Source organism: Sphingomonas flavalba, assembly GCF_004796535.1.
Taxonomy (GTDB): Bacteria; Pseudomonadota; Alphaproteobacteria; order Sphingomonadales; family Sphingomonadaceae; genus Sphingomonas_L; species Sphingomonas_L flavalba.
This window is the reverse complement of the sequence record NZ_SPHY01000004.1, coordinates 200,032-225,737: the sequence shown is the minus strand read 5'-3', so window position 1 is coordinate 225,737 and position 25,706 is coordinate 200,032. Positions and strand designations below refer to the sequence as shown.

General features: G+C 69.1%; 21 protein-coding genes and 1 tRNA gene. 15 read left to right on the top strand and 7 right to left on the bottom strand.

The window, feature by feature from the left end:
- The first annotated feature begins 45 nt into the window (after positions 1 to 45).
- Positions 46 to 804 carry a competence/damage-inducible protein A gene (locus tag E4A53_RS06455; protein ID WP_136162268.1) on the top strand — a complete coding sequence of 253 codons (759 nt, stop codon included), beginning with the start codon at positions 46 to 48 and terminating at the stop codon, positions 802 to 804.
- A gap of 55 nt (positions 805 to 859) precedes the next feature.
- On the opposite strand, the gene E4A53_RS06450 is transcribed toward E4A53_RS06455, so the two are convergent.
- The 3 genes from E4A53_RS06450 to E4A53_RS06440 are packed head-to-tail and all read right to left on the bottom strand — an operon-like array spanning position 860 to position 4,951.
- Positions 860 to 2,410, bottom strand: a complete 1,551-nt coding sequence (locus tag E4A53_RS06450) for an alkaline phosphatase D family protein (RefSeq protein ID WP_136162267.1) — start codon at positions 2,408 to 2,410, stop codon at positions 860 to 862.
- A gap of 47 nt (positions 2,411 to 2,457) precedes the next feature.
- On the bottom strand, positions 2,458 to 3,537 hold the full coding sequence (gene dinB, locus E4A53_RS06445) for a DNA polymerase IV (protein ID WP_136162266.1): 1,080 nt from the start codon (positions 3,535 to 3,537) through the stop codon (positions 2,458 to 2,460).
- Between the two features lie 25 nt (positions 3,538 to 3,562).
- Positions 3,563 to 4,951 carry an MATE family efflux transporter gene (locus E4A53_RS06440; RefSeq protein WP_136162265.1) on the bottom strand — a complete coding sequence of 463 codons (1,389 nt, stop codon included), beginning with the start codon at positions 4,949 to 4,951 and terminating at the stop codon, positions 3,563 to 3,565.
- 196 nt (positions 4,952 to 5,147) lie between these two features.
- Here E4A53_RS06440 and E4A53_RS06435 point away from each other — a divergent pair, with 196 nt between their 5' ends.
- Together E4A53_RS06435 and E4A53_RS06430 are read left to right on the top strand one after the other, a co-directional pair.
- Positions 5,148 to 6,707 carry a hypothetical protein gene (locus E4A53_RS06435; protein WP_136162264.1) on the top strand — a complete coding sequence of 520 codons (1,560 nt, stop codon included), beginning with the start codon at positions 5,148 to 5,150 and terminating at the stop codon, positions 6,705 to 6,707.
- Between the two features lie 73 nt (positions 6,708 to 6,780).
- Positions 6,781 to 9,486 carry a TonB-dependent receptor plug domain-containing protein gene (locus E4A53_RS06430; protein WP_136162263.1) on the top strand — a complete coding sequence of 902 codons (2,706 nt, stop codon included), beginning with the start codon at positions 6,781 to 6,783 and terminating at the stop codon, positions 9,484 to 9,486.
- A gap of 79 nt (positions 9,487 to 9,565) precedes the next feature.
- Here the strand turns inward: E4A53_RS06430 and E4A53_RS06425 are convergent, their stop codons facing one another.
- Positions 9,566 to 10,201, bottom strand: coding sequence for a prolyl hydroxylase family protein (locus E4A53_RS06425; RefSeq protein WP_136162262.1), 636 nt, complete (start codon positions 10,199 to 10,201; stop codon positions 9,566 to 9,568).
- Positions 10,202 to 10,304: 103 nt separating this feature from the next.
- Here E4A53_RS06425 and E4A53_RS06420 point away from each other — a divergent pair.
- From E4A53_RS06420 to E4A53_RS06375, 10 genes are all read left to right on the top strand, one after another.
- Positions 10,305 to 10,381, top strand: a tRNA-His gene (locus E4A53_RS06420).
- Between the two features lie 29 nt (positions 10,382 to 10,410).
- Entirely contained in the window at positions 10,411 to 11,454 is a 1,044-nt protein-coding gene (locus E4A53_RS14610; RefSeq protein ID WP_168694323.1) for a Glu/Leu/Phe/Val family dehydrogenase, read from the top strand.
- A gap of 48 nt (positions 11,455 to 11,502) precedes the next feature.
- Entirely contained in the window at positions 11,503 to 12,219 is a 717-nt protein-coding gene (gene ccmC / locus E4A53_RS06405) for a heme ABC transporter permease CcmC (RefSeq protein ID WP_136162261.1), read from the top strand.
- Positions 12,216 to 12,347: a hypothetical protein gene (locus E4A53_RS15005; protein ID WP_275401797.1), complete on the top strand. Its 132-nt coding sequence runs from the start codon at positions 12,216 to 12,218 to the stop codon at positions 12,345 to 12,347. The genes ccmC and E4A53_RS15005 overlap by 4 nt, the downstream gene beginning before the upstream one ends.
- Positions 12,344 to 12,781, top strand: a complete 438-nt coding sequence (ccmE, locus tag E4A53_RS06400; RefSeq protein ID WP_136162260.1) for a cytochrome c maturation protein CcmE — start codon at positions 12,344 to 12,346, stop codon at positions 12,779 to 12,781. The genes E4A53_RS15005 and ccmE overlap by 4 nt, the downstream gene beginning before the upstream one ends.
- Complete coding sequence (locus tag E4A53_RS06395) at positions 12,778 to 15,000, top strand: heme lyase CcmF/NrfE family subunit (RefSeq protein ID WP_420822610.1); 2,223 nt, start codon at positions 12,778 to 12,780, stop codon at positions 14,998 to 15,000. The genes ccmE and E4A53_RS06395 overlap by 4 nt, the downstream gene beginning before the upstream one ends.
- Entirely contained in the window at positions 14,997 to 15,524 is a 528-nt protein-coding gene (locus E4A53_RS06390; protein ID WP_136162258.1) for a DsbE family thiol:disulfide interchange protein, read from the top strand. Before E4A53_RS06395 ends, E4A53_RS06390 begins: the two co-directional genes overlap by 4 nt.
- Positions 15,521 to 15,925: a cytochrome c-type biogenesis protein gene (locus E4A53_RS06385; protein WP_136162257.1), complete on the top strand. Its 405-nt coding sequence runs from the start codon at positions 15,521 to 15,523 to the stop codon at positions 15,923 to 15,925. Before E4A53_RS06390 ends, E4A53_RS06385 begins: the two co-directional genes overlap by 4 nt.
- On the top strand, positions 15,922 to 16,548 hold the full coding sequence (locus E4A53_RS06380) for a tetratricopeptide repeat protein (RefSeq protein ID WP_136162256.1): 627 nt from the start codon (positions 15,922 to 15,924) through the stop codon (positions 16,546 to 16,548). Before E4A53_RS06385 ends, E4A53_RS06380 begins: the two co-directional genes overlap by 4 nt.
- Positions 16,549 to 16,674: 126 nt before the next feature.
- Positions 16,675 to 18,597, top strand: coding sequence for a potassium transporter Kup (locus tag E4A53_RS06375; protein ID WP_136162255.1), 1,923 nt, complete (start codon positions 16,675 to 16,677; stop codon positions 18,595 to 18,597).
- A 34-nt stretch (positions 18,598 to 18,631) separates the two neighbouring features.
- On the opposite strand, the gene E4A53_RS06370 is transcribed toward E4A53_RS06375, so the two are convergent.
- Positions 18,632 to 18,913 (bottom strand): hypothetical protein, encoded by a 282-nt coding sequence (locus E4A53_RS06370; RefSeq protein ID WP_136162254.1) that lies wholly within the window; start codon positions 18,911 to 18,913, stop codon positions 18,632 to 18,634.
- Between the two features lie 134 nt (positions 18,914 to 19,047).
- Here E4A53_RS06370 and dnaE point away from each other — a divergent pair, with 134 nt between their 5' ends.
- Positions 19,048 to 22,527: a DNA polymerase III subunit alpha gene (gene dnaE, locus E4A53_RS06365; RefSeq protein WP_136162253.1), complete on the top strand. Its 3,480-nt coding sequence runs from the start codon at positions 19,048 to 19,050 to the stop codon at positions 22,525 to 22,527.
- A gap of 58 nt (positions 22,528 to 22,585) precedes the next feature.
- Positions 22,586 to 24,184, top strand: a complete 1,599-nt coding sequence (locus E4A53_RS06360) for a long-chain fatty acid--CoA ligase (protein ID WP_206366258.1) — start codon at positions 22,586 to 22,588, stop codon at positions 24,182 to 24,184.
- 178 nt (positions 24,185 to 24,362) lie between these two features.
- On the opposite strand, the gene E4A53_RS06355 is transcribed toward E4A53_RS06360, so the two are convergent.
- Together E4A53_RS06355 and E4A53_RS14870 are read right to left on the bottom strand one after the other, a co-directional pair.
- Positions 24,363 to 25,430 carry a PA0069 family radical SAM protein gene (locus E4A53_RS06355; protein WP_136162251.1) on the bottom strand — a complete coding sequence of 356 codons (1,068 nt, stop codon included), beginning with the start codon at positions 25,428 to 25,430 and terminating at the stop codon, positions 24,363 to 24,365.
- The gene (locus E4A53_RS14870) at positions 25,366 to 25,704 is read right to left on the bottom strand and encodes a hypothetical protein (protein ID WP_239018162.1); all 339 of its coding nucleotides are present in this window, start codon (positions 25,702 to 25,704) and stop codon (positions 25,366 to 25,368) included. Before E4A53_RS14870 ends, E4A53_RS06355 begins: the two co-directional genes overlap by 65 nt.
- Positions 25,705 to 25,706: the final 2 nt, after the last annotated feature.

The window sequence follows — 25,706 nt, the reverse complement described above, 5'->3', positions numbered from 1 at the left end:
GCACGCGCCCTCGCAAAGGGCGGCGGGGATCGCTATGGCAGCGTCATGACCACGGATCGTATCTGGACCGCAGCACTGGTCGTCATCGGCGACGAGATCCTGTCCGGCCGCACCCAGGACCGCAACGTTTCCCAGATCGCCCTGTGGCTGAACCTGCAGGGCATCCGCCTGGCGGAAGTGCGGGTGGTGCCGGACCGGACCGATGCGATCGCCGAGGCCGTCAACATGCTGCGCGCCCGCAACGATTACCTGTTCACCACCGGCGGCATCGGCCCGACCCACGACGACATCACCGTCGACGCGATCGCCACGGCGCTGGGCGTCGCCGTCGTCGTCCATCCGCGCGCCCGCGCGATGCTGGAGGCGTATTACAAGACGCGCGGCGGGCTGACCGAAGCGCGGCTGCGCATGGCGCGGGTGCCGGAGGGCGCCGAGCTGATCGAGAACCGGATGTCCGGCGCGCCGGGCATCCGCCACGGCAACATCTTCATCATGGCCGGGGTGCCGCACATCACCGCGATGATGCTCGATTCGCTGTCCGGCACGCTGGAGGGCGGGCAACCGGTGTTGTCAACGACGGTCGGCTGCTGGGTGGCGGAGAGCGAGATTGCCGATCTGCTCGCGGCGACGGAGAAGGCGCACGCCGGCTGCCAGATCGGCAGCTATCCGTTTTTCCGCGAAGGCCGGACGGGCGCCAATTTCGTCGTCCGCTCAACCAGGCCGGAGGCGCTGCACGCCTGCGCCGACGCCCTGCTCTCCGCCCTGCTCGCCGAGGGGCGCGAGGCGGTTGCCGGCGAGGTGTGAACCTGCGGTGTCCGGCTAGCGATTGCCGCGCGGCGCGCAACGGCGGCAGCGCTGCTCAGCCGTCGACCAGCACCGGCTTGCCGCGCTCGACATGGAAGGTGCGGCGGGTTGAGATGGTGCCGCCCGGCTGCGTCACCTGGTCGACGACCCGCCACTGGCTTTGCCACAGATCGGGGGTGACGGTGGCGAGCAGATAGCCGCGCTGGTCGTTGGTCGCCTTCAGGAACGGGTTGCGGGCGATGATCCGGTCGGTGTTGATCCGCTTGTCCGATCCCGTGCCGCCGGAACTGATCGAGGTCGAGACGAACTCGACCGCCGCCGGCTCGCCGCGCCTGGTCTGCAATTCCCCGGCGAAATTCTGGTGCTCGTCGCCGGTGACGACGACGACGTTGCCGAGGCCGGCGAAACGCGACAGCACCCGTTCGCGCGGCGCGGTGTAGCTGGCCCAGCTATCCATGTTGCGGATCGGCTGCGGCTCGTCGCCGGTGCGGCGGTCGAGGCGCATCATCATCACCTGCTGGGCGACGAGGTTCCAGCGCGCCTCTCGCCGGGCGAGGTTGCCGAACAGCCAGTCTTCCTGCGCGGCGCCGAGGACGCTGGCCTTCGGATCGTCCTCGCCGGGGCAATCGACCTTGAAGCCGTCGCCGCACGGCTGGTCCGAACGGAACTGGCGAGTGTCGAGGAAATGCGCGTCGAGCAGGGTACCGAAGCGGGCGCGGCGATAGATCTGGATTCCGCCCGGGCCGGGAAAGGAGGCGCGGCGCAGCGGCATATGCTCGTAATAGGCCTGGAAGGCGGCGGCGCGGCGCAGCGCGAAGATTTCCGGCGGCGTATCCTTCTGGTCGATCAGGCCGACCCAGTTATTCTGTATTTCATGATCGTCGAAGGTGGTGAACCAGGCGGCGGCGGCGTGGGCGGCCTGCAGGTCCGGGTCGCCCTTGGTCTGGGCATAGCGGCGACGATAATCGTCGAGGCTGAACAGTTCGCCGCCGACCCAGTCGCGGACATGGGTGCGGGCGCGGCCGTCATAGCCGATCGGGAAGGGCTGGCTGCGGTTCTCGTAGATATAGTCGCCATAGTGGAAGACGAAATCCAGCTCCTCCGCCGCCATGTGGCGATAGGCGGTGTAGAGCCCGTCCTCCCATTGCTGACAGCCGGCGACGGCGAAGCGCGCCCTGTCGATCGCGGCGCCGGCGGCGGGCAGGGTGCGCGCGGTGCCGATCGTCGTCCGTTCCCGCCCGATCGTGAAGCGGTACCAATAGGGGCGGCCCGGTTCCAGCCCGGCGACCTCGACATGGACGCTGTGCGCCAGTTCCGGGCGGGCGAGGGCGGTGCCCTTCTGCACCACGTCGCGCATCGCCGCGTCGCTTGCCACCTGCCATTCGACCTCGACCGGGGCGAGCGGCATGCCGCCGTGCGGCTCCAGCGGATCGGGGGCGAGGCGGGTCCACAGCACGAAGCCGTCGGCGGACGGATCGCCGGCGGCGACGCCGAGGGTGAACGGATAGGCGGTGAACAACTGCTGGGCGCGCAGTATGGCGGGGGCACTGAGCGCGCCGATGGCGAGGCCGCCGATCAGCGCGCGGCGGGAGATGGGATTGGTCATGGCGCCCCCCTTCGGTCCATCCTGTTGCAGCCGCATGACAAGGCCCCTCACAGCGCCAGGTCAAGCTGGCCCTCCGCTGCTGCCCGCCCGTCGACCAGGTTGGACAGGGTCAGGCCAAGCAGGCGGACGCCCTGCGCCGCCGGCAGCAGGCCGGCGAGCAGCGCGTGGCCGGTCTCGGCGACCGGTGCGCGTTCGGTCAGCGGCGCGGTGGTGCTGTGCGATCGGGTGACGGTGCGGAATCCGGCGTAGCGCAGCTTCAGCGTCACCGTTCGCCCGCCGACCCCGATCCGCTCGACCCGCGTCCATAGCGCGGCGATGACCACGTCGAGCGCCTCGTGCATCGCCGCGTCGGCGGTCAGGTCGGGGAAATAGGTGCGTTCGGCGCTGACCGAGCGGTGGGCACGGTGGGGGCTGACCGGCCGGTCGTCGATCCCGCGCGCGGCGCGGTGGAAATAGCTGGCCGAGTGGCCGAACTCGGCCTGGAGGAAGGCGAGGCTTTTGGCGCGCAGGTCCGCGCCGGTGGCAATGCCGAGCCGCGCCATCTTCGCCGCCGTCACCGGCCCGACGCCGTGGAACCGCCGGATCGGCAGCGCGGCGACGAAGGCCGGCCCCTTCGCCGGGGTGATGATGCACAGCCCGTCCGGCTTGTTCTGGTCCGACGCCAGCTTGGCGAGGAATTTGTTGTAGGACACGCCGGCCGAGGCGGTCAGCCCGGTTTCGGCGCGGATGGCGGCGCGGATCGCCTTGGCGATCGCGGTGGCGGAGGGGGCGCCGCTCACGTCCAGATAGGCCTCGTCCAGCGCCAGCGGCTCGATCAACGCGGTGTGGCGGGCGAAGATCGCGCGGATCTGCCGCGATATCGCTGAATAGGCGTCGAAGCGCGGCGGCACGAAGATCAGGTCCGGGCAGCGGCGCAGCGCCTGCGCCGACGGCATCGCCGAGCGCACGCCGAACACCCGCGATTCATAGCTGGCGGCAGCGACGACGCCGCGCGCGCCGGCATCGCCGACCGCAACCGGCCGGCCGCGCAGCGCCGGGTCGTCGCGCTGCTCGACCGACGCGAAGAAGGCGTCCATGTCGACATGGATGATCTTGCGCAGCGGCGAGGCTTCGGCGGGCTGGTCCACGCCGCCGTGGATAGCGCCGTCGCCGCTAGCGTGCCAGCAACCCCAGCGGTTCGCGCCGGACCCAGCGCCAGGTCATCAGCACCGCGACGACGGCGAGGCCGCTGGCCAGCCCGATCCAGATGCCGATGCCGCCCAGCCCCGCGCCGAAGCCAAGCCCGGCGCCAACCCCCATGCCGATCGCCCAGTAGCCGAACAGCGCGAACAGCATCGGCACGCGGGTGTCGTGGATGCCGCGCAGCATGCCGGCGGTGACCGTCTGGGCGCCGTCGACGATCTGGAAGATCGCGGCGATCAGCAGGAAATGCACCGCCAGCGTCGCCACCCGCGCATTGGCGGGATCGGCGAGGTCGATGAACAGGCTGACGATCGGCCGCGGCAGCACCAGCAGCACCAGCGCCATCACACACATGAAGCCGGTGCCGAGGCCATAGGCGGTCCAGCCGGCGCGGGCGATGCCGGCGGCGTCGCGCCGGCCGAAGGCGAGGCCGACGCGCACCGTCGCCGCCTGGCCGATGCCGAGCGGGACCATGAACGACAGCGCCGCGATCTGGATGGCGATGGCGTGGGCAGCGATCTCTGCCGTGCCGATCAGCCCCATCAGGAAGATGGCGGCGTTGAAAACCGTCACCTCAAAGCCAAGCGTCATCGCGATCGGCAGGCCGAGCCGCCACAATTCCAGCAGGCGCGCCCAGTCCGCGTTCCAGAACCGCCCGAACAGCCGGTAGCGCCGGAAGCGTGGGTGGACGGAGACGACGACGACGGCGGCGATGAAGCCGAGCAGGTTGGTGATCGCGCTGCCCAGCCCGGCGCCGACGACGCCCATCGCCGGCATGCCGAGCTTGCCGAAGATCAGGCCGTAGTTCAGCACCGCGTTGACCACGACGGTGCCGGCGCCGATGACCAGCGCCCAGTTCGGCATTTCCAGCGCCGCCATGAACCAGCGCAGCACCAGGAACAGGAAGAAGGGCAGCATCCCCCACATCATCATGTGGGTGAAGGCGGCCGCCTCGCGCGCCAGCGCCGGATCCTGATCGAGCAGACCGAAGATCGGCCGGGCGAAGGCGAGGATCGCCCAGAACAGCAGGGCGAGCAGCGCCGCGCTCCACATCGCCTGGCGCACGGTGCGGCGGACGTCGCGCACCGAATGCGGCTTGCGTCCGATCTCGCGCGCGATCATCGGCGACACGGCGGTGATCAGGCCGATGCCGAAGATGAGGAAGGCGTTGACCAGGTTGACGCCGAGCGCGCCGGCGGCGAGCGCGTCCGGCCCCAGCCGGCCGAGCAGCAGCACATCGGTCGTCGCGATCATCGCCTGCGCCAGGTTGCTGAGCACCAGCGGGGTGGCGAGCACCAGCGTCGCCCGCGCCTCGCCGCGCCAGCCCGGAGGGCGCCGTATCGACTCGCCGTTGGTCATCCGGCCCGCTTGCGGGCAAATCGCGCCGCCGTCCATCCCGCCCGTCCCGGCCCGGCACCTGTCATCGAACCGTCATCTTATCGTCACACAACCATAACCGGAGCGCCATCAAAGCATCATCGGCCGTCCCTAGAGCCCCCTCAGCCCGGCCGTGCCGGCAGGGTACAGCTTTTCAACATTCGATGGGGGTTTCCCGATGCCGCGGATTCGACTGCTTCTCCTGCTCGGCGCCGTCATGCCGCTTGCCGCCTGTGGCGCCGACGATGTCGCGTCCCCCGGCGAAGGCGTGATCGTCACGCCGGCGCCGACACCGGCGCCCACTCCGGCCCCGACGCCGACGCCGTCCGGCCCCGGCCTGGTCACCCCGGCGGCGGCCTGCCCGGCCGGCCCCTATACCAACCTCGGCACCATTTCCGGCCCGACCGGCACCTATCTCAACTGCGCCTTCCCGGACCGCTTCACCGCCAACACCCAGGTGCCTTACGTGCCCGGCGTCATCTATTCGCTGCCCGGCCGCGTCGACGTCGGCACCGACCAGGGCGCCGCGAGCACCAACACCGTCGTGACCCTGACCATCGACCCGGGCGTGGTGATTTTCGGCTCGACCGGCGTGTCCTACCTCGTCGTCAACCGCGGCAACCGGATCGATGCGGTCGGCTCCCCGACCCGCCCGATCGTCTTCACCGCGCGCGGCAACGTCACCGGCTCGGTCGACGACCAGAGTTCGCAGCTATGGGGCGGCGTCGTGCTGCTCGGCCGCGCCCCGGTCACCGACTGCCTGGCGCCCGGCGCGGCGGAAGGCACGGTGGCGTGCGAGCGCGATACCGAAGGAACGTCGAACGCGCTCTACGGCGGTGCCCAGCCGGCCGACAACAGCGGTCGGATGAGCTATGTCCAGATCCGCTATTCCGGCTTCGTCCTGTCGGCCGACAAGGAACTGCAGGGCCTGACGCCGAGCGGCGTCGGTTCCGCCACCCAGATCGACCACATCCAGATCCACAACAGTTCGGACGACGGCATCGAGGTGTTCGGCGGCCGTCCGAACATGAAGTATCTGGTGCTGACCGGCAACGAGGACGACAACCTCGACACCGACGTCGGCTACAAGGGCTTCATCCAGTTCGTCATCGCCGTACAGCGCGCCGGCGGCGGCGTCGGCGACTCGATGATCGAGGCCGACTCGAACGGCAACGAGGATGCGAAGCCGCGCCAGAACGTCCGCCTGGCCAACTTCACCTTCATCTCGCGCGTCCCGACCAACTCCAACAACGCCGCGGTGCTGATCCGCGGTGGTGCCGACTACACGATGGTCAACGGCATCCTGTCGACCCAGGTCGGCCTGCCGTGTCTGCGCGTCAACGCCCCGGCGGCGATGCAGGCCGCCGACGCGGCCAAGGACGAGGCCGGCCCGCCGAAGTTCAACTCGGTGGTGCTGACCGGCTGCACGACCCCGTTCAGCGGCACCGGCGGCGTCACCAATGACGCGGTCGCGGCGCTGTTCGCGGCCGGCACCAACAACAATTCGGCCTTCACCGCGACGCTGACCGACCTGTTCGTCAACGGCGCGAACGAGCGGGGCGTCACCGCGTTCGACGCCTCGACCCTGAACGACGCGACCAACTTCCTGGTCAAGACCGACTATATCGGCGCCGTCCGCGACGCCGCGGACACCTGGTACCAGAACTGGACCTGCAACTCGGCGACCGCCCAGTTCGGCGGCGCCGGCAGCCTGTGCACCAGCCTGCCCGTTTACTGAGAATGCGACTGCGCGGCGGCGGCCAGCGGGGCCGCCGCCGCACCCATATTCCTTGATCCCTGGGGGACCATCCATGTCAAAGCCGCTTTCCCTGGCGTGCTTGTTCTTCGCTTCGACGGCGTTGGTAGCACCGCCAGCCGTCGCTCAGGCCGGGCAGCCGACCACGCTGGCCCTGGCGACGGCGGCCCCCGAACCGGCAGCGCCCGCCGCCCCCGCGGATCCCGCCGCCGGCCCGCCCGGATCGGTCGACATCTCCGTGCCCGGCGGCGCCGACAACGACATCGTCGTCACCGGCCGCGCCAACGTCGACGTGCTGCAGGCATCGCCGCAGGTCATCTCCGTGCTCTCCAACGTCGACATCGCCCGCACCGGCGAAGGCGACATCGCCGGCGCGCTGCAGCGCGTGACCGGGCTCAGCGTCGTCGGTTCCGGCTTCGTCTATGTCCGCGGCCTTGGCGACCGCTACTCGCTGGCGCTGCTCAACGGATCGCCGCTGCCCAGCCCGGAACCGCTGAAGCGCGTCGTTCCGCTCGACATCTTCCCGACCGAGGTGATCGCCTCGTCACTGGTGCAGAAAAGCTATTCGGCGAACTTCCCCGGCGAATTCGGCGGTGGCGTCATCAACCTGACGACGATCGCGACGCCGGACGAGACGTTCTTCAAGATCAGCGGATCGATCAGCGGCAACAGCGAGACCACCGGCAAGCTGGGCTACACCTATTTCGGCAGCCCGACCGACTGGACCGGCTTCGACAACGGCGCGCGCGACATTCCGGGGCCGCTGGCGGCGGCGCTGAACAGCGGCAAGCCGATCCTGGAAGGCGCCGACTTCACCAAGGCCGACCTGGGCCTGATCGCCTCGAGCCTGGCCAACGCCAGCACCAGCCTGCTCCAGAAGAACAACAACATCCCGGCCAATTTCTCCGCCGATCTCAGCGCCGGCGGGTCGTTCGACCTGGGCGGCGCGACGCTGGGCGTGATCGCCTCGGCCGGGATCAGCAACAAATGGGAAACCCACCAGACGCTGCAGCAGTTGTCGCTCGATGCCGACCTGTCCGGCATCCAGACCAGCTACGACCACGTGATCACCGACAACCGCGTCGTGGTCAACGGGCTGCTCGGCTTTGGCCTCGACTTCGGCGACAACCGCGTCCGCTGGACCAATCTGTACATCCGCGACACGCTGAAGCAGGCGGACTTGTCCGCCGGGACCGACGCCAACCAGCAGGGTCGCGACATCCTGAAGCAGGGCACCGCCTGGTACGAGCGCCAGTTGATCAACACCCAGGTCGTCGGCGCGTTCAATCTGGGCGACGTCAACCTCGACGTGCGCGGCGGCTACGCCAATTCGCAGCGCGAGGCGCCGTACGAGCGCAGCTTCACCTATGTCCGCACCAACCAGACGGCTGACCCGACCGGCGCCAAGTTCGTCAACGACCTTGGCGGCAACAAGGGCGACGCGCGGATCGCGTTCAGCGACCTGAACGAGGACCTGTATTCGGGCGGTCTCGACCTTGGCTACCGGATCAGCCCCGCGCTGAAGGTCGGCGTCGGCTACGCTTATTCGGACACCACCCGCAACTCCGTCCGCCGCGAGTTCCAGTTCCGCGCGTCGGGTCTGCCGGTCAGCGTGCAGCAATTGCGGCCCGACTTCCTGCTGTCCGACTACACGATCCAGACCTACGGCGTCACGATGCTGGAGACGACGGCGAGCGACGGCACCGCCGCGTTCGACGCCGGGCTCGAGGTCCACGCCGGCTACGGCCAGGTCATCGCGCAGGTGCTGCCGGCCGTGAACATCACCGCCGGCGTCCGCTACGAGCGGGGGCTGCAGACGGTGGAGGCGGTCGACCTGTTCGGCACCGGCCTCGGCACCGCGTTCAACACCCGGCTGCAGAAGGATTACTGGCTGCCGGCGCTGACCGCGACGATCGACGTCGCGCCGCAGATGCAGCTGCGCTTCAACGGATCGCGCACGCTGGCGCGGCCGCAGTTCCGCGAGCTGATCCGCCAGGTCTATATCGACACCGATTCGAACCGCACCTTCCAGGGCAACCCGTCGCTGGTCGACAGCACGCTGTGGAACGCCGAGGCGCGCTACGAATGGTTCTTCGCGCCGGAGCAGCGGGTGACGTTCGCCGGCTTCTACAAGAAGCTGGACAACCCGATCGAAGCCTATTCGTCGATCTTCAGTTCCGACATCACGACCAGCTTCGCCAACGCGCCCAAGGCCGACCTGTACGGCGTCGAGGTCGAGGCGCAGAAATATATCGACCTGTCGCGCTGGTCGGACGGCGATTTCTTCGCCAGCCGGCGGCTCGTTCTGATCGGCAACTACACCTACACCCAGTCGAAGCTGAAGGTTGGCGCAGGCGACGTGACGGTCATCAACGGCGTTGTCCAGCCGGCGCTGAACTTCTTCCATGACGGCGCGCCGATGACCGGCCAGTCCGACCATCTGGTCAACCTGCAGATCGGCCTGGAGGACACCGACCGGCTGTCGCAGCAGACGCTGCTGCTCAGCTATGCCAGCGACCGGGTGACGACGCGCGGCCCGTCCGGCCAGCCCGACGTGCGTGAGCGGCCGGGCCTGCGGCTTGACTTCGTCGCCCGCCAGGCGGTGTCGCTGTTCGGCATCAACGCCGACATGAAGTTCGAGGCGCGCAACATCACCAACCAGAAGTACAGCGAGTTCCAGCAGGCCGGCGGCAACCGGATCTACTATAACCGCTACATCCCGGGCGTGTCCTTCTCGTTCGGGATCGGCGTGAAGCTGTAATTCCGGCTTCGGGGCTGCCCGGCCCAGCGGGCGGCCCGGGCGCAGGCCGCGCTTGCGCGCCGCGCCCGCGAACGGCCCGCTACCAGCCCCAGGGCCGTTCGCGGAACCATTTGGTGATGACGTATTTGGTCCCGGCGCGGACCTTCATGCCGTGGTGGATGGTCGACGGGTTCGGCGACAGGTCCAGCCGCCGATTGTTCCAGGCGAGCAGCTTGCCGGTTTCCGGCTGGACGATCTTGTCGATCGCCTTGAACCGGGTGGCACCACCCGCTTCCGGTTCGTTCAGATAGATCATCACCGTCCAGCTACGGTTGCCGGCGACGCTGCAGAAGCGGGCGAAATCCGGGCCGTCCGGCTCGAAATAATCGGTGTGCGCCTTGAATTCCTGGCCGACGGCGTAGCGCTGGCCCTGCAGCGGCTCGCCATGTGCCGGGTCGAGGCCGGTGAAGGCCGCGATCCGCGCCTCGACAGCGGCGACAATTGGATCGGCGCCGTCGAGATCGCAGGTCTCGCTGGTCCGGAAGGCGTTGTCGCCGTTATAGTCGGCAACCGTCGACGGCCGCCGCGTGGCGTCGATCCGGGTGACGATTTCGGCGCATTCCGCCGGCGTCAGGAAGGCGCGGGCGATGAACAGGGTCAGTTTCGGCGACGGCACGCGCTGTACACCGGGCTGGCCGGCGATGGTCGCGGCGATGTCGGTATCGGTACGCTGCATGGGCCTGCGTTGCGAAGGATCGGCGGCCGGGTCAAGCGGCTTTGCTTGACGCTTGGGGGGTGGCGCCCTTATGTGCCGCCGCGGCCCGCCGGGCCGTTTTGCGGCGACTGTAGTTCAATTGGTTAGAGCGCCGGCTTGTGATGCCGGAAGTTGCGGGTTCAAGTCCCGTCAGTCGCCCCATTTTCTTCCCACCGCACAGGGGCTTCGGCGTGGCCTGGGATTATCCCGATTTCGACGATCACGAAGGCATTCATCTTTATCACGATCAGGCGAGCGGCCTGAACGCGGTCATCGCGATTCACTCGACCGCGCTCGGCCCGGCGGCCGGCGGCATCCGCTTCTGGCACTACGCGGAGCCGCGCGCGGCGATCGTTGACGCGCTGCGCCTGTCGCGGGGCATGAGCTACAAGAACGCGATGGCCGGGCTGCCGTTCGGCGGCGGCAAGTCGGTGATCCTTGCCGATGCCACGGGCACCAAGACGCCAGCGATGCTCGCCGCCTTCGGCCGGGCGGTCGATTCGTTCGCCGGCCGCTATGTCGCGGCGGAAGATGTCGGCATCTCGACCCGCGACGTCGTCACGATCGCCGAGCAGACCAAGTTCGTCTCCGGCCTGCCGGCGGCGGCGGGCGCGGTCGGCGGCGATCCGGGGCCGTACACCGCGCGCGGCGTCCACCTCGGCATCCGCGCGGCGGCGAAGCGGGCGCTGGGCCGGGCCGACATGGCCGGAGTCCACGTCGCGATCCAGGGCGTCGGCAGCGTCGGCGGCGCGCTCGCCCGGCTGCTGGCGGCGGACGGCGCGCGGCTGACCCTGGCCGATTTCGACGGCGCCAAGGCGAAGGCACTGGCCGGGGAGCTTGGCGCGACCGCGGTCGACAAGGACGCGATCCTGACGGTCGAGGCCGACATCCTCAGCCCGTGCGCGCTGGGTGCGGTGCTGAACACCGAATCGATCGCCGCACTGCGCGTCGCGGTCGTTGCCGGATCGGCCAACAACCAGTTGGCGACCGACGCCGACGGCGCCCGCATCGACGCGCGCGGCATATTGTTCGCGCCCGACTATGTGATCAACGCCGGCGGCATCATCAACGTCGCGCTGGAATATGCCGGTCAGGCGTCCCCGGCCGAGGTCGACGCGCTGATCGCCCGGATTCCCGAGCGGCTGGAGCAGGTGTGGGCAGAAAGCGCGGAGAGCGGCGATCCGGCCGCCGCCGTCGCCGACCGCATCGCCCGCCGGCTGATCGGCAGGGGCTGAGCGTGAAGGCGGTTCCAACCGCCGGCCCAAGCCGCTAAGGCGGCGGCGATGCACGGCTTCGCCAACCCGACCCGCTTCCTTGCGATCGCCCGGCCGGTGACGCCGTGGCTGGCCGCCGCCGGGGTGCTGCTCGCCGGATACGGCCTGTATGCCGGGCTGTTCCTGTCGCCGCCCGACTATCTGCAGGGCGAGACGGTGCGCATTCTCTACGTCCACGTGCCCGCCGCCTGGCTGGGCATGGGCGGCTGGACCGGCATCGCCGTCGCCAGCCTTGCCCAGATCGTCTGGCGCCATCCGCTTGCCGGGGTCGCGGCGCGGGCGGTGGCGGTGCCGGGCGCGCTGTTCACCGCGCTCTGCCTGCTGACCGGATCGCTGTGGGGCCGCCCGGCATGGGGCACATGGTGGCAGTGGGACGGGCGGATGACGTCGATGCTGGTGCTGTTGTTCCTTTATTTCGGGTATATCGCGCTGGCCAACGCCGGCGACGAGCGCAGCGGCGTGAGCCGCGCGACGGCGATCTTCGGGCTGGTCGGCGCGGTCAACATCCCGATCATCAACCGGTCCGTCGTCTGGTGGAACAGCCTGCACCAGCCGGCGAGCATCACGCTTGGCGGGTCGAAGATCGATGCGGCGATCCTTTATCCGCTGGTCTTTTCCGCGCTTGGCTTCACCCTGATCTTCGCGGCGATCGTGCTGATGCGGATGCGCGCGCTGCTCGCCCGCGCCAAGGTCGAGGCGCGGCTGCGGCGGATGGCGGCGGCATGAACCCCTGGCCGTTCGTGATCGCTGCCTATGCGGTGACGATCGGCGGCACCGCCGCCGCGTTCATATGGGCGTGGCTGGCGATGCGCGCCGCCGAGAAGGCCGCCGCCGGCCTGCGGCGCGAGCGATGAAGGCGAAGCATCAGCGGCTGGTGCTGGTGCTGCTGGTGGTGGCGGCGATGATCGGCGCCGCGCTGCTGGCGATGTCGGCGCTGCGCGACCAGGCTGCCTATTTCTATTCGCCCGCAGATATCGCCCGGCTGGGCGGGGTGCCGCCGGGGCAGGCGATGCGGCTGGGCGGCATGGTCGCCGACAAGTCGATCGTCCATGAGGCGGACGGCGTCACCATCCGCTTCACCGTCACCGACGGCGGCGCCACCGTGCTGGTGCGCTACAAGGGCATCGTGCCGGACCTGTTCAAGGAAAACAGCGGCGTCGTCGCCGACGGCCGGTTCGGCACCGACGGCGTGTTCGTCGCCGACACCATCCTCGCCAAGCATGACGAGCGCTACATGCCGCCGCAACTGGCCGGCGCGGAGCACAAGACAGAGACGCTGGCGCGATGATCGCCGAGGCGGGTCTTGCGGCGCTGTGGCTGGCGGCGGCGCTGGCGGCGCTGCAGCTTGTGCTGGGCCTGTCGGCGCTGCGGAAGGCGGGGGTTGCCCCCGGCGCGGGTGATGGGGCGGGCAAAGCCTCCCGCCAGCCATTCTCTACCCCGTTCCTCCCGAGCGCAGTCGAGGCGCGCGCCGGGCCAGCCATCGGAGGTCCCTCGACTACGCTCGGGAGGAACGGAAGGGGAGGAGGCCACGCGGGCCCCTCGACTGCGCTCGGGATGGGCGGGGATGAGGGCAGTCAAGCCGGTCCCTTGACTGCGCTCGGGATCGACGGAGGGGGGGGAGCCGGTGCGGGACCTTCGGCTGCGTTCGGGGCGGATGGCGATGGGCAAACGTCTGGCGCCGCCGCCCTGGGCGCGGCGATCCGGCCGCTGGCGATCGTGCAGGGGCTGCTGGCGCTGTTTGCCTTCGCCTGCCTGATCGCGCTGTTCGTGCGATCCGACATGTCGGTCAAGCTGGTCGTCGAGAACAGCCATTCGATGAAGCCGATGCTCTACAAATGGGCCGGCGCGTGGGGCAACCACGAAGGGTCGATGCTGATGTGGGTGACGATCCTCGCCGTCGCCGGGGCGTTGGTCGGCGTCGTCGAGCGGCGGCTGCGCGAGCCGACGCTGATCGCGACACTGGCGGCGCAGGCGGCGATCGCGCTGGGTTTCTACGCCTTCCTGCTGTTCGCCTCCAACCCGTTCGCACGGCTCAATCCGGCGCCGGCGGACGGCATGGGGCTGAACCCGCTGCTCCAGGACCCCGGCCTCGCCTTCCACCCGCCGACGCTCTACCTCGGCTATGTCGGGCTGTCGGTCGCTTTTTCCTTCGCGGTCGGCGCGCTCGTCACCCGCGACGTCGGCGGCGATTTCGCCCGGGCGATGCGGCCGTGGGTGCTGGCGGCGTGGATCATGCTGACCATCGGCATCACCGCCGGCAGCTACTGGGCGTATTACGAACTGGGCTGGGGCGGCTGGTGGTTCTGGGACCCGGTGGAGAATGCGTCGCTGATGCCGTGGCTGGCGGCGACGGCGCTGCTCCATTCGGTGACGGTGCTGGCGACGCGGCAGGGCCTGCGGACGTGGACGGTGATGCTGGCGGTCGTCGCCTTCTCGATGTCGATGATCGGCACCTTCCTCGTCCGGTCCGGCATATTGACCAGCGTCCACGCCTTTGCCGTCGACCCGCGCCGGGGCAGCTTCATCCTGGCGCTGCTGATCCTCTATATCGGGGGCGCGCTGGCGCTGTTCGCGCTGCGCGCGCCGACGATCCGCGAGGGCACGCCGTTCGATCCGGTCAGCCGCGAAGGCGCGCTGGTCGGCAACAACCTGCTGCTTAGCGCGATCCTTGGCGTCGTGCTGGTCGGCACGCTCTATCCGCTGGGCGTGGAGGCGGTGAACGGCGAGAAGCTGTCGGTCGGTCCGCCCTATTTCAACGCCGCCGCCGGGCCGCTGGCGCTGATCCTTGTCGCGCTGATGGCGGCGGGGCCGCTGCTGCGCTGGCGGCGGGACGAACTGGGTGCGCTGGCGCGGCGGATCGCGCTGCCGGCGCTGCTGAGCGTAGCGACGCTGGGCGCGGTGCTGCTCGTCAGCCCGATCGGCGTCCTGCCGCTGCTTGGCCTGGCGCTGGCGACCGGCGTCGGGGCCGCCAGCCTCGCCCCGCTTTGGAAGCGCAACCTGCGCCGCACACCGTTGTTCACCTGGGGCATGGTCATCGCCCATCTCGGCATCGCGGTCAGCCTGTTCGGCATGGCGAGCGAGAGCGCCTTCACCAAGGAGAAGCTGGTGGCGGCCCGGCCCGGCGACACGGTGGCGGTCGGCCCGTACAGCGTCCGCTTCGTCGGCGTCGACCCGATCGCCGGGCCGAACTGGACCGCGCTGGAAGCGACGATGGTCGCCAGGCGGGACAATGGCGCGCCGGTGACGCTGAAACCGCAGGCGCGCTTCTTCCCCAACCCGCCGACCGAAACCAACGAATCGGCGATCGCCACCCGGCTCGACGGCCAGCTCTATGTCGTGCTCGGCAAAGGCGACGATGACGGCCGCTGGCAGCTTCGGTTGTGGTGGAAGCCGTTCGTGACGCTGATCTGGGGCGGCGGCGGGCTGATCGCGCTTGGCGGCGCGCTGTCGCTGCTCGGCCGGCTGCGGCGCGAGCGCACCGCCCATGACCGGCGGGCCTATCTGTGAGGAAGGGGCTGCTCTGGGCGCCGCTGGCGCTGTTCGCGCTGCTCGTCGGCTTCATCGTCTTCGGACTGGTGCGCCCGGCCGACCATGTCATCCCGTCGAAGATGATCGGCCAGCCGGTGCCCGGTTTCGCCCTGCCGGCGGCGCTGCCCGGCAAGCCGGGGCTGGACAGCGCCGCGCTTGCCGACGGCAAGCCGCGGCTGCTCAACGTCTTCGCCAGCTGGTGCCTGCCCTGCGCGGCCGAGGCGCCGGTGCTGATGGCGTTGAAGGACAAGGGCGTGACCATTGACGCGATCGCGATCCGCGACCGGCCGGACGACCTGGCCGCCTTCCTCGCCCGCTGGGGCGACCCGTTCGCGCGGATCGGCGCCGACCATGATTCGCGCGTGCAAATGGCGTTCGGGTCGTCCGGCGTGCCGGAAAGCTTCGTCATCGACGGGCGCGGCATCATCCGCCACCAGCATGTCGGCCCGATCCGCGAAGAGGATGTGCCGGCGATCCTCGCCGCGCTGGACGGTGCGCGATGAGGGCGTTGGTCCTTGCCCTGCTGCTGGTCCCGGCGGCGCCGGCGCTGGCCGATTCGCGGATGGCCGCCGCCGCCTATGCCGATACCCAGCTCGCCGACCCGGCGCAGGAAGCGAAGGCGACGGCGCTGATGCACACGATCCGCTGCCTCGTCTGCCAGGGCCAGTCGATTGCCGACAGCGACGCCGACATGGCCGGCGACATGCGCGCGCTGATCCGCCGCCGCATCGCCGCCGGGGAGGAACCGGAGGCGATCCGCCGCTGGCTGATCGAGCGCTATGGCGACTGGGTCAGCTATGCGCCGTCGACGAAGCCGGTCAACTGGCCGCTGTGGGCGGCGCCGCTGCTGCTCGTCGCAGCAGGCGTGCTTATCGCCCGGCGGCGGTTCCGGAGGCGGCGGTGACCGGCTGGCTGATCGCCCTTGCGCTGACGCTGGCCGTCGGCCTGGCGCTGTGGCGGTTCGGCCATATGCCGCGCGTCGCGCGCGAGCCGGTGCTGGCGGCGCTGCTGCTCGGCCTCGGCGGCTATGCGCTGCAGGGCAGCCCTGGCCTGCCGGGCAAGCCGGCCAAGCCGCGCGCCGCCCAGCCGAAAGTCGACGAGGCGACGCTGGCCAAGCGGCAGGAACTCGGCAGCCGCTTCGGCAGCGACGTCGCCTGGCTGATCGCGTCGGAAGGGATGATGCGCGCCGGGCTGACCGAGGCCGGCGTCGGCTATGTGAAGCGCGGCCTGCGCGACTATCCGAACAGCCCGGACCTGTGGACCGGCCTTGGCAACGCGCTGGTCGTTCATGCCGGCGGGCAGGCATCGCCCGCCTCGGTCTACGCCTATCACCGGGCGATGGCGATCGCTCCCGACTCGCCGGCGGCGCCATTCTTTCTCGGCCTGTCGCTCGCCCAGTCCGGGCGGTTGGAGGAAGCGCGCGCGACCTGGGCGGCGATGTTGGCGCGGGCGCCAGCCGACGCGCCCTGGCGGGAGGACATCGCTTTGCGCCTGCGCGCCGTCGACATGCTGCTGAAGGCGCGCTGACGGCGATCATCGCCGCTGTTGCAGTGCCGCGAAGGCGGTGCTAGGGCGCCGCGCCGGCCAAGGGGGGCTTCGGGGCTTTGTATCCGTTATGCCAGTCATGCGTCTGAACAGCGAAGGACGACGCGGGTGAACATCCCCGTCGATGCGGCGGCGGACGCCGGCCCCGGTGCCGGCGCGCGCGGCCACGAGCCCGAACAGGGCCGGTGGAAGCTGGCGGTCGGCGCGGTCGGCGTCGTCTTCGGCGACATCGGCACCAGTCCGCTCTACGCTTTTCGCGAGACGTTCGCCGGCCACCACAAGCTGACGCTCGACCCGGCACATATTCTGGGCGTCATCAGCCTGATGTTCTGGTCGATGATCCTGGTCGTCACGATCAAATACGTCGCGATCATCATGCGCGCCGACAACAAGGGCGAGGGCGGCAGCCTGGCGCTGCTGGCGCTGATCAACGCCAGCATGGGCACCAAGAAATGGACTGGCGGCATCGTCCTGCTCGGCGTGTTCGCGACGGCGCTGTTCTACGGCGACAGCATGATCACCCCGGCGGTGTCGGTATTGTCGGCGGTCGAGGGACTGTCGATCGCGACGCCGGCGTTCAGCGGACTGGTCGTGCCGATCGCGGTGATGATCCTGGTCTTCCTGTTTTCGATCCAGAGCAGCGGAACCGCGCGGGTTGGCGCGCTGTTCGGGCCGGTCATGCTCACCTATTTCCTGGTGATCGCGACACTTGGCGCGATCAGCATCTTTCGCCATCCGGCGGTGCTGAGCGCGCTCAACCCCTATTGGGCGGTGCATTTCTTCCTGGCCAACAGCCATGCCGCCTTTCTCGCGCTCGGCTCGGTGGTGCTGGCGGTGACCGGGGCGGAGGCGCTTTACGCCGACATGGGCCATTTCGGCCGCGGGCCGATCCGCGTGTCGTGGCTGGCCTTCGTGCTGCCGGCGCTGATGCTCAACTATATGGGGCAGGGAGCGCTGCTGTTCGTCGAGGGGCAGGCGGCGCTGGTCAGCCCGTTCTACCTGCTGGCGCCGCAATGGTTCCAGCTGCCGCTGGTCGTCATCGCCACCCTCGCCGCGATCATCGCCAGCCAGGCGGTGATATCCGGCGCGTTCTCCGTCACCCATCAGGCGATCCAGCTCGGCTTCATGCCGCGCCTGAAGATCCTCCACACCAGCGCGTCGACGGTCGGGCAGATCTATATCCCGATGATCAATTGGATGCTGATGACGATGGTCATCCTGCTGGTGCTGTTCTTCCAGACCTCGTCCAACCTGACATCGGCCTACGGCATCGCCGTCACCGGCGCGATGTTCATCGACACCTGCCTGCTGGCGGTGGTGCTGTTCACGCTGTGGCGGTGGAACCCGCTCTACGCCGTGCCGCTGGTCGCGGTGTTCGCGCTGGTCGACGGCGCCTATTTCGCCGCCAACCTGACCAAAGTGCCGGACGGCGGCTGGTTCCCGCTGCTGATCGGGCTGATCGCCTTCACCCTGCTCACCACCTGGGCCAAGGGCCGCAAGCTGATGATCGAGCGGATGCGCGAAGCGGCGATGCCGATCATGATCTTCATCGAATCCGCCGCCAGCTCCGCCACCCGGGTGCCGGGCACGGCGGTGTTCATGACCTCGACGCCGGACGGCGTGCCGCACGCGCTGCTCCACAACCTGAAGCACAACAAGGTGCTGCACGAACGGGTGATCCTGCTGACGGTCAAGATCGCGGATTCGCCTTATGTCGAGCAGCAGGCGCGCTGCCGGCTGGAGGACCTTGGCCGCGGCTTCCACCGCCTCGTCGTCGTCTACGGCTTCATGCAGGAGCCGGACGTGCCGGCGGCGCTGAAGCAGCTCACCGGCTGCGGCCCGGCGATCAGGATGATGGACACCAGCTTCTTCCTCGCCCGGCAGACCCTGCTGCCATCGTCGCGCCCCGGCATGGCGATCTGGCGCGAGAAGCTGTTTGCCTGGATGCTGCGCAACGCTGAAAGCGCGATGGAATTCTTCCGCCTGCCGACCAACCGCGTCGTCGAGCTGGGCAGCCAGGTCGAGATCTAGGCGCCGGGCGCAGGCGGCACCGGTCCGCGCTCCCTCAGGCCGCCTTGTCGGCGGGGGCGGCGGGGCGGAACATCGCCTGGCCGACGATGCGCAGGCCCTGCTCGTGATCGGTGCGGTAGAGCCGGCCGAGCATGTCCAGCCCGGTGCCGAGCGCGCCGCCGAAGCGCCAGCCGGCGATGCGCTTGAAGTTGCAGCCGACGATGTGGATCGGCCCGCCATCGTAGCACAGCACCGCGCCGTCGAAGACGCAGTCGATGAAGCGATTGCCGTCCAGCCGAACCAGGCCGCCGGAGAAGGTCGTTCCCTGATAATCCATCGCCGTTCCTCCCCGTTGCCAAGGCGGCGGCGAGCATAGACTGGCATGGTTAATCAATCATTCCGCATCGCCCGCATCCGCAAGCGGCGCCCCGCCGCCTTCCCCGAATCGAAACGAACGCCCATAGTCGGCCGATGCCTCATGCCGCCTTCGTTCCGCTGCGGATCTTTTCCGCCTACACCATGCTCGACGGGGCGATCGATCCGAAGGCGATCGCCGCCCGCGCGCGCGAACTGGGTTTTCCGGCGGCGGCGATCACCGACCGCAACGGCCTGTATGGCGCCATGGCCTTTTCCGACGCGGCGAAGAAGGCGGGTGTCCAGCCGGTGATCGGCACGATGCTGTGCGTCGCCCGGCCTGACCAGCCGGCCGGCGCGCCGCGCCTGTTCGACTGGCTGGCGCTCTACGCGCAGGACGAGACTGGTTACGACAATCTGTGCACGCTGGTGTCGATGGCGCATCTCGACCGGCCGATCGAAGAGCAGGCCCATGTCGATTTCGCCGCGCTGGAGGGGCGGACCGCCGGGCTGATCGCGTTGACCGCCGGCGGCGAGGGGGCGCTCGCCCGCCTCTACGCCGAAGAGCAGATGCGCGACGCCGAGGATTATGCCGATCGGCTGGAGGCGCTGTTCCCGGAGCGGCTGTATATCGAGATCGTCCGCCGCCTCGACGAGGTCGAGGGCAAGGCGGAGCCGCATCTGCTGAACCTGGCCTATGGCCGCAAGCTGCCGCTGGTCGCGACCAACCCGTGCTGCTTCGCCGACGAGCAGTTCCACGCCGCCCACGACGCGATGTTGTGCATCGCCTCGTCCAGCTACGTCGAGAGCGAGGACCGCAAGCACAGCTCGCCGGATGCGTGGATGAAGCCGGCCAGGGCGATGAAGGCACTGTTCGAGGACCTGCCGGAAGCGATCGCCAACACGCTGGTGGTGGCGCAGCGCTGCGCCGTCGCCGCCCCGAAGCGCAAGCCGATCCTGCCCAGCCTTGCCGGCGACCGCGAGGGCGAGGCGACGCGGCTGGCCGAGGACGCCCGCCACGGGCTGGAGGTGCGGCTGGCCCGGCTGCCCGGCGATATCGACCGGCAGGCCTATCGCGACCGGCTGGAATTCGAGATCGACATCATCACCCAGATGGGCTTTCCCGGTTATTTCCTGATCGTCGCCGATTTCATCAAATGGGCGAAGCAGCACGACATTCCGGTCGGGCCGGGGCGCGGCTCCGGCGCCGGATCGGTCGTCGCCTGGGCGCTGACCATCACCGACCTCGACCCGATCCGCCTCGGCCTGCTGTTCGAACGCTTCCTCAATCCCGAACGCGTGTCGATGCCGGACTTCGACATCGATTTCTGCGAAACCCGGCGCGAGGAGGTGATCCGCTACGTCCAGGAGAAATACGGCCGCGAGCATGTCGCGCAGATCATCACCTTCGGGCGGCTGAAGGCGCGGGCGGTGCTGAAGGATACCGGCCGCGTCCTGCAGATGAGCTATGGCCAGGTCGACCGGCTGGCCAAGCTGGTGCCCAACCACCCGACCGACCCGTGGACGCTGGAGCGCGCGCTGAACGGGGTGTCTGAACTGGCCGCCGAATACAAAGCCGACGCGCAGGTGAAGCAACTGTTCGACCTGGCGCAGAAGCTGGAGGGGCTGCCCCGCCACAGTTCCACCCACGCCGCCGGCGTCGTCATCGGCGACCGGCCGCTGTCGCAGCTGGTGCCGCTCTATCGCGACCCGCGATCCGACATGCCGGTCACCCAGTTCGACATGAAATATGTCGAGGGCGCCGGGCTGGTGAAATTCGACTTTCTCGGCCTGAAAACCCTGTCGGTGCTGAAGAAGGCGGTGACCATCCTCGCGGAACGCGGCGTCGCCGTCGATCTGGACAGCCTGCCGTGGGACGACGCGCAGGTCTACGAGCTGCTCCAGCGCGGCGACACCGTCGGCGTGTTCCAGCTTGAATCGGAAGGGATGCGCCGGACCCTCGCCGCCGTCCGCCCGACCAATTTCGGCGACATCATCGCGCTGGTCTCGCTTTACCGGCCGGGGCCGATGGACAACATCCCGATGTTCGGCGCCCGCAAGAACGGACGGGAGGCGATCGCCTATCCTCACCCGCTGCTCGAGGGGATACTGGCCGAGACCTACGGCATCTTCGTCTATCAGGAACAGGTGATGCAGGCAGCGCAGGTGCTCGCCGGCTACAGCCTGGGCGAGGCGGACCTGCTGCGCCGCGCGATGGGCAAGAAGATCAAGGCGGAGATGGACGCCCAGCGCCAGCGCTTCGTCGACGGCTGCGCCGCCAACGCGATCGACGCCGACAAGGCCAACGAGCTGTTCGATTTGATCGACAAGTTCGCCGGCTACGGTTTCAACAAGAGCCACGCCGCCGCCTACGCCCTGCTCGCCTACCAGACGGCGTGGCTGAAGGCGCATCACCCGCATGCCTTCTTCGCCGCGTCGATGTGCTACGACATGGCGCTGACCGACAAGCTGGGCGTCTTCGTCGACGATATGCGGCGGATGAGTGTGCCCTGCCTGCCGCCCGACATCAACGCCAGCGAGGCCGAGTTCACCGTTGAGGAGCGGGGGGACGGACTGGCCGTCCGCTACGCGCTCGCCGCGCTGAAGGGCGTCGGCGAAAAGGCGATGGAGCAACTGGTCGCGGAGCGGGCGGCGGCAGGGCCGTTCGCCTCGCTCGACGATTTTGCCGGCCGGGTCGACCCGAAGATGCTGAACAAGCGCCAGCTCGAAAGCCTGATCGCCGGCGGCGCGTTCGACGCGCTGGTCCCGGCCCGCGCCGGCGCTTATGCGGCGGCGGAGATGGTCCTGGCGGTGGCCGCCCGCGCCGCCGACGCGCGGATCAGCGGGCAGGGCGGGCTATTCGGCGCCGGTTCGGCCAGCCCGGCGGCCGGCATCCGCCTGCCTGCCGATGCGGTCTGGACGCTGGCCGAGCGGATGGCGCAGGAGAAGGAGGCGTTCGGCTTCTATTTCTCCGCGCATCCGGTCGACCGCTATCGCCACCTGGCGGACGCGCACAGCGCCCGCAGCTACGGCGCGCTGTGCGGTCAGCCGGCCGGCGAGGAGGCGAGCCGCACCGGCGCGGTGATGGCGGCGCTGGTCGAGGATGCGCGCTGGCGCACCTCGGCGCGGGGCCGCCGCTATCTGCTGTGCACCCTGTCCGACGCGACCGGCCAGTTCATCGCCAGTTGCTTCGACGACGGCATCGCGGCGGAGCTGGAGGCGGCGGCCAAGGACGGCGGCTGCGGCCTGTTGCATGTCGAGCTTGACCGCAAGCCCGGTGAGGACAGCCCGCGCGTCACCGTCAAGCGCATCCAGCCGTTCGAGCAGCTGAGCGGATCGGCCCGGCTGGAGCTGCACGTGACGGTCGACGACACGGCGGCGCTGCCCGGGCTGGCGGCGCTGGTCTCGTCGTTGCGCGGCGGGCGTGGCGCGCTGATCCTCCACGGCGCGCTGGACGACGGCACCGCCGTCGCCCTGCGACTGGGCCGCGACTTCCTGCTCGATGCCGAATTGCAGGCGCGGGTCGAAAAGCTGCCCGGCGTCGCCGACGCCGCCCTGCGCGCGGCGGAGGCGCCCCGCCTTGCCCTGGTATCCTGATTGCTCTTGATTCCCCCGCGCCCAGGCCTGACCATGCGCGGATAAGATGGAGGAGAGCATGCTGGGCGGAATGCAGGAATTCGAACTGCGTGTGCCGCGGATCATCGACCATGCCGCGCGCGAGCATGGCGAGCGGGAAGTCGTCACCTACTGGGCCGACGGGCAGGAAACCCACACCGACTGGGCTGGCATCCACCGCGACGCGCGGCGGCTGGCGCAGGCGCTGGAGCGGCTGGGGATGAAGCCGGGCGACCGGATCGCGACGCTGGCGATGAACCATGGCCGTCACATCGTCGCCTGGTACGGCGCGATCGGCATGGGTGGCGTGATCCACACGATCAACCCGCGCCTGTTCGACGAGCAGATCGTCTATATCGCCAACCATGCCGGCGACCGGGCGCTGTTCTACGATCGTGCTTTCCAGCCGCTGGTCGACCGACTGCGGCCGCAACTCACCACGATCGAGCATTTCATCTGCTTCGACCCGCCGGCCGGCACCGACGGCTTCGAAAGCCTGATCGCGGCGGAGGACGGCGATTACGCCTGGGTCGAGGGGCCGGAGCGCGAGCCATGCATGCTCTGCTACACGTCGGGCACCACCGGCAACCCGAAAGGGGTACTCTATAACCACCGCTCGACCGTGCTCCACGCGATGACCGAGATGTCGCCGGCGGTGTTCGATCTGTCGCCGCGTGCGGTGGCGCTGCCGATCGTGCCGATGTTCCACGCCGCCGCCTGGGGCCTGCCGTTCGCGGCGCCGATGGCCGGGGTGAAGCTGGTCTGTTCGGCGGTCAACGATCCCAAGGTGCTGTGCCTGCTGATGAACCGGGAAAAGGTCACCCATTCCGCCGGGGTGCCGACGGTGTGGCTGGCGATGTTCAAGCATATCGACGAGACGGGGGAGGTGCCGCAGCACCTGCAACTGGTGACGATCGGCGGCTCGGCGGCGCCACGGATGATGATCGAGCGGCTGATGAAGATGGGCATCCGCGTCGGCCATGCCTGGGGGATGACGGAAACCTCGCCGATCGGCACCTGCGGCGCGCCCAGCCATGACTGGGACGACCTGGATTTCGAGGCGCGGGTGAACCAGGTTGTGCGCCAGGGTCGGGTGCCGTTCGGCGTCGAGCTGCGCGTCGTCGACGACGACGGCGTGGTCCAGCCGCGCGACGGCGCCAGTTCCGGTCGCCTGCAGGTGCGCGGGCCCTGGGTGATCGAGCGCTATTTTCGCGACGAGACCGGCCCGGCGATCGACGCCGACGGCTGGTTCGACACCGGCGACGTCGCGGTGCTCCACCCGAACGGGACGATGCAGATCACCGACCGGTCGAAGGACGTGATCAAGTCCGGCGGCGAATGGATCAGCTCGGTCGATCTGGAGAATGCCGCGGTCGACTGCCCCGGCGTGGCCGAGGCGGCGGCGATCGGCGTCTACCACCCGAAATGGGACGAACGGCCGCTGTTGCTTGTCGTCCGCAAGCCCGGCGCGACGGTGACGGAGGCGGAGATTATCGCCTTCCTCGCCGGTCGGGTCGCCAAATGGTGGCTGCCCGACGAGATCGCCTTCGTCGATGAGCTGCCCCATACCGCGACCGGCAAGCTGCTGAAGACCGCGCTGCGCGCCCAGTATAAGGATTACCAGCTAAAGGTCGCCTGATCCGGTCCGCCGAACGGAGCCGTCATTGCGAGCCCCCCGCGGGGGCGCGGCAATCCGCAGTGCGGGAGTGCCGGGGAGAGCCGTGCTCCTGCGAAAGCAGGAGCCCAGAATATAGCCTGACCACGAAACGCTCACGGGCGCCCATGGGCTCCTGCTTTCGCAGGAGCACTGGGGGGCCTTACAGCAGCCGCAGCTGCGCCCCTTCCGGCGGCCGGAACAGGTCGTTGCGCAGCACGATCCGCTCGCGGTTCAGGCCGTGCTTGCGCGCGGCGATGTGAAAGCGGGTGCGCAGCAGGTCGGCATAGGGTCCGTGCCCGCGCATCCGGTCGAAGAAGCGCGGATCGTTGTCGCGGCCGCCGCGCATCGCCTGGATCGTTGCCATCACCTTCGCCGCACGATCGGGAAAATGCGTATCGAGCCAGGCGCGGAACAGCGGTGCCACCTCGAACGGCAGCCGCACCGGAATAAACGACACGCCGCGCGCGCCCGCCTCCGCCGTCCGCGCGACCAGATGTTCAAGCTCATGGTCGGTGATGCCGGGGATGACCGGCGCGATCGACACATAGGCGGGCACCCCGGCGGCGGCGAGCGCCTTGACCGCCGCCAGCCGCTTTTCCGGGTGCGGCGCGCGCGGCTCCAGCGTCATCGCGATGCGCGGGTCGAGCGAGGTGACCGACAGGGCGACGCCAACCAGTTGATATTCCGCCATCCGCGCCAGCAGGTCGATGTCGCGCACCACCCGGTCCGACTTGGTGGTGATGCTGAGCGGGTGGCGCGTCTCGGCGAGCAGGGCGACGATGGCGCGGGTGATCTTCCACGTCGCCTCGATCGGCTGATAGGGGTCGGTGTTGGTTCCCATCGCGATCGGCGCCGGCTTGTATCCCGGCTTCGCCAGCTCCGCGCGCAGCAGCCGCGCTGCATCCGGCTTGGCAAACAGCCGCGTTTCGAAATCGATGCCGGGCGACAGGTCGTGCCAGGCATGGCTCGGCCGCGCGAAACAATAGATGCAACCATGCTCGCAGCCGCGATAGGGGTTGATCGAGCGGTCGAACGGGATGTCGGGAGAACGGTTACGGTTGATGATGGTTTTGGGATGTTCCACCGTAACGGTTGTGCGGAGCTTGCCCGGTTCTCCATCGATCGTATCGCGGGCATCCAGCCAGTCGCCATCCGCCTGTCGTTCAGGCAGGTTGAAACGAACACTGGTCTGGTTGCTGGTCGCGCCGCGACTTTTGCTCCGGAGCATGGCGAAATAAGAACATATAGTGAACATTTATGCAATGCGGACTTTGGGCCGATGCGCGCTTCGGTTGGGCGCCGCCCGCGATATTGGTCATAAGGCGACGATGGCGGTATATTTCCGGGGCGCCGGCGTATAACGCACCGACATGGTGGAAACAGTCGGCAGTGGGAGTGCGGTCAAACCAGCGCGCCGCAAATACAGCAGCGCCGGGATGACCGAAAGGCGCCAGAGGATCATCGAGCGCGCGCATCACATCCTTGGCGAAGGCGGCGTTCATGC

Excerpts from the sequence above, each read along its gene's own strand:
- E4A53_RS06455 (WP_136162268.1), top strand. The coding sequence starts at position 46 with ATGACCACGGATCGTATCTGGACCGCAGCACTGGTCGTCATCGGCGAC.
- E4A53_RS06450 (WP_136162267.1), bottom strand. The coding sequence starts at position 2,410 with ATGACCAATCCCATCTCCCGCCGCGCGCTGATCGGCGGCCTCGCCATC.
- E4A53_RS06440 (WP_136162265.1), bottom strand. The coding sequence starts at position 4,951 with ATGACCAACGGCGAGTCGATACGGCGCCCTCCGGGCTGGCGCGGCGAG.
- E4A53_RS06435 (WP_136162264.1), top strand. The coding sequence starts at position 5,148 with ATGCCGCGGATTCGACTGCTTCTCCTGCTCGGCGCCGTCATGCCGCTT.
- E4A53_RS06430 (WP_136162263.1), top strand. The coding sequence starts at position 6,781 with ATGTCAAAGCCGCTTTCCCTGGCGTGCTTGTTCTTCGCTTCGACGGCG.
- E4A53_RS06425 (WP_136162262.1), bottom strand. The coding sequence starts at position 10,201 with ATGCAGCGTACCGATACCGACATCGCCGCGACCATCGCCGGCCAGCCC.
- ccmC (WP_136162261.1), top strand. The coding sequence starts at position 11,503 with ATGCACGGCTTCGCCAACCCGACCCGCTTCCTTGCGATCGCCCGGCCG.
- E4A53_RS15005 (WP_275401797.1), top strand. The coding sequence starts at position 12,216 with ATGAACCCCTGGCCGTTCGTGATCGCTGCCTATGCGGTGACGATCGGC.
- ccmE (WP_136162260.1), top strand. The coding sequence starts at position 12,344 with ATGAAGGCGAAGCATCAGCGGCTGGTGCTGGTGCTGCTGGTGGTGGCG.
- E4A53_RS06395 (WP_420822610.1), top strand. The coding sequence starts at position 12,778 with ATGATCGCCGAGGCGGGTCTTGCGGCGCTGTGGCTGGCGGCGGCGCTG.
- E4A53_RS06385 (WP_136162257.1), top strand. The coding sequence starts at position 15,521 with ATGAGGGCGTTGGTCCTTGCCCTGCTGCTGGTCCCGGCGGCGCCGGCG.
- E4A53_RS06370 (WP_136162254.1), bottom strand. The coding sequence starts at position 18,913 with ATGGATTATCAGGGAACGACCTTCTCCGGCGGCCTGGTTCGGCTGGAC.
- dnaE (WP_136162253.1), top strand. The coding sequence starts at position 19,048 with ATGCCTCATGCCGCCTTCGTTCCGCTGCGGATCTTTTCCGCCTACACC.
- E4A53_RS06360 (WP_206366258.1), top strand. The coding sequence starts at position 22,586 with ATGCTGGGCGGAATGCAGGAATTCGAACTGCGTGTGCCGCGGATCATC.
- E4A53_RS06355 (WP_136162251.1), bottom strand. The coding sequence starts at position 25,430 with ATGCTCCGGAGCAAAAGTCGCGGCGCGACCAGCAACCAGACCAGTGTT.
- E4A53_RS14870 (WP_239018162.1), bottom strand. The coding sequence starts at position 25,704 with ATGAACGCCGCCTTCGCCAAGGATGTGATGCGCGCGCTCGATGATCCT.